Source organism: Ruegeria lacuscaerulensis (genome assembly GCF_013031245.1).
GTDB classification, from domain to species: Bacteria; Pseudomonadota; Alphaproteobacteria; order Rhodobacterales; family Rhodobacteraceae; genus Ruegeria; species Ruegeria lacuscaerulensis_C.
The window spans coordinates 1-2504 of record NZ_WPZL01000087.1 but is presented as its reverse complement, the minus strand read 5'-3'; the positions used below and the strand labels follow the sequence as shown (position 1 = coordinate 2504).

Genomic DNA, 2504 nt, shown 5'->3' with positions numbered 1-2504 from the left:
TGTCAACGGCGGTGAGAAAGTCGGCCACGGGGCGGAGCAAAAGTCGTCCACTGCTTGGGTGACCGGCGCCTTGGCAAACGCGCTCCCATATAGCTGGCGGTTGCCGAGGCGTCTTGGTCCGTCAGGACCAATCTTTTCTGTGATTTAGGAGTTCTGCCGAGCCCTGCTCTGTGCCAGGCGATAGCTTTCTCCGTTCATCTCCAGAATGCTGACGTGGTGGGTCAGCCGGTCGAGCAAGGCACCAGTGAGGCGCTCCGATCCGAATGTTTCGGTCCATTCATCGAAGGGCAGGTTCGAGGTGATCAGGATCGAGCCGCGCTCGTATCGTTGGGAGATCAGCTCGAATAGCAACTCAGCGCCGGTTTTGCTGAGGGGCACGAAGCCCAACTCGTCGATGATCAGGAGCTTCTGTTTCACGAGTTGCTTTTGAAGCCGCAGGAGCTGGCGCTCGTCGCGGGCCTCCATCAACTCGTGGACGATTGCGGCAGCGGTTGTGAAGCGAACCGCCTGGCCTTTCTGGCAGGCGGCCAGACCGAGGCCGAGCGCCACGTGGGTCTTACCGGTGCCGCTGGGGCCGAGAGCGATGACGTTTTCGCAGCGGTCGATCCATTCACCGCGCGCCAACTCCAGGACCTGCATCTTGTTCAAAGAAGGGATCGCGGCAAAATCGAAGCTATCGAGGCTCTTGGTCGCCGGGAATTTCGCAGCCTTGATCCGGCGTTCGATCATCCGCCGTTCCCGGTCGATGAGTTCGAGCTCGATCAGACGGGCCAGGAACTGGACGTGATCTCTCCCTTCGGCAGCGCAGAGCCGAGCCTGCTTGTCGTATTCCCGCAGGATGGTCGGCAGCTTCAGCTTTTTGAGTTGGTGGTTCAGCAGGATCTGTGGCGTCTCTGTCATGTCGAGGTACCTGTTGTCAGGCACATGTAGCTGGCCGGAGATGTCGTCGCCACCTTGGCCCGTGGCAGGAACGGGTAGACATCCAGATCGAGCCTCGGCGGCCGCCGCTCCACCCGACACAGCACCAGATGCTTCACGGCGTCAAAGCTGATTGCTCCCATCTGGAGAGCCGTCTTCACGGCGGCGTGGACTTCTTCCATCTCAAAGCTTTCCAGCAATCGGAGAACTTGTACGTATTCGCGTCGACCAGCCTTCAACAAGCGCGCTTCCATCAACTTCTGAAGGGTGGAGAATGCCCTGGGCAGTTCCCATCCCGCCAGAGGAGCCGCCTGCTCAAAAGCGTTTATCTTCTTCTCGATCAGCGGCAGGTAATGGATCGGATCAAAAACCATGCCCTCACGGTCGTAGCTGCGAACATGCCGTGCGATGACATCGCCGCCGCTTCCGATCACCACCCGGTCAACATAGGCGCGGATCCAGACATCGCGGTGCCCGAAGGCAACCGGCACGGAATAGTCGTTGGTTTTGTAACGTACCAACGCAAGCGAATTGACCCGGCCCGTTGCCTGGTCACAGGCTTCGAAGGACCGGGAGGGAAGCGGCGCCATTACCTCCAGATCGCGTTGAAGCCGCTCTCCAATCGTCTCATTGTGCCCGCGCAGCTTGTCGTTTTGGCGCTTCCGGCACTGCTCTTCGAGCCAATTGTTGAAGGCATCCCAAGTCGGAAAACTCGGGACCGGCACCATGAAATTGCGCCGGGAATAGCCAACCAGCCCTTCGACGGACCCCTTGTCGTTGCCCTTGCCAGGACGCCCGTAGCGGTCCCGGATCACGTAATGAGACAGCATCTCGCTGAACAGCCGCGCGCGTCTGCGAGTTCCGTCGGGCTCGATCTTCGCCACAAGGCACCGGTCGTTGTCGTACAGGATCGACTGCGGAACCGCACCGAAGAACGCAAAGGCATGGACGTGCCCGTCCATCCAGGCCTCGGCCGTCGCCGCTGGATAGGCTCGAACGTAACAGGCATCGCTGTGCGGCAGATCCAAGGCAAAGAAGTGAGCCTTCTGCTCAATGCCACCGATCACCACCACTGCTTCGCCGAAGTCGGCCTGAGCATGGCCGGGTGCATGATTAAGCGGTACGAACAACTCGCGATGCCGTCGACCGTGCTCCCGGACATAGTCCTTGATGATGGTGTAACCACCCTCGAAGCCATGCTCATCGCGCAGGCGTTCGAAGATCCGCTTGGCCGTATGCCGCTGTTTGCGCGGTCGCTGCCGATCTTCCAACAGCCATTGATCGATGATCCCGGTGAACCCATCCAGCTTGGGCCGCCGGATCGGTGCTGACCGCCGGTAGCCGGGCGGGACCGAAAACGCCAAAATCTTGCGAACGCTGTCACGAGATATCCCGAAATGCCGCGCCGCTTCTCGCTGACTCATGCCCTCGGCACAGGCCAAACGAACTTTGCGATACAAATCCACGGTGAAGATCCTCCCACCCTCCCTCCGTCAAAAGAAAGGGCAAAGATGGACGACTTTTACGCCGCCCGCAGCAGGGTCATCCCGCCGCTACCGTGGTCGACTTTCTCACCGCCATTCTCA

General features: G+C 59.9%; 2 protein-coding genes. Both read right to left on the bottom strand.

The window, feature by feature from the left end:
• Window positions 1-144: 144 nt before the first annotated feature.
• Window positions 145-900: an IS21-like element helper ATPase IstB gene (istB, locus tag GOX66_RS25375; RefSeq protein WP_170766681.1), complete on the bottom strand. Its 756-nt coding sequence runs from the start codon at window positions 898-900 to the stop codon at window positions 145-147.
• The gene (gene istA, locus GOX66_RS25370) at window positions 897-2384 is read right to left on the bottom strand and encodes an IS21 family transposase (RefSeq protein WP_170766679.1); all 1488 of its coding nucleotides are present in this window, start codon (window positions 2382-2384) and stop codon (window positions 897-899) included. The genes istB and istA overlap by 4 nt, the downstream gene beginning before the upstream one ends.
• Between the last annotated feature and the right edge of the window lie 120 nt (window positions 2385-2504).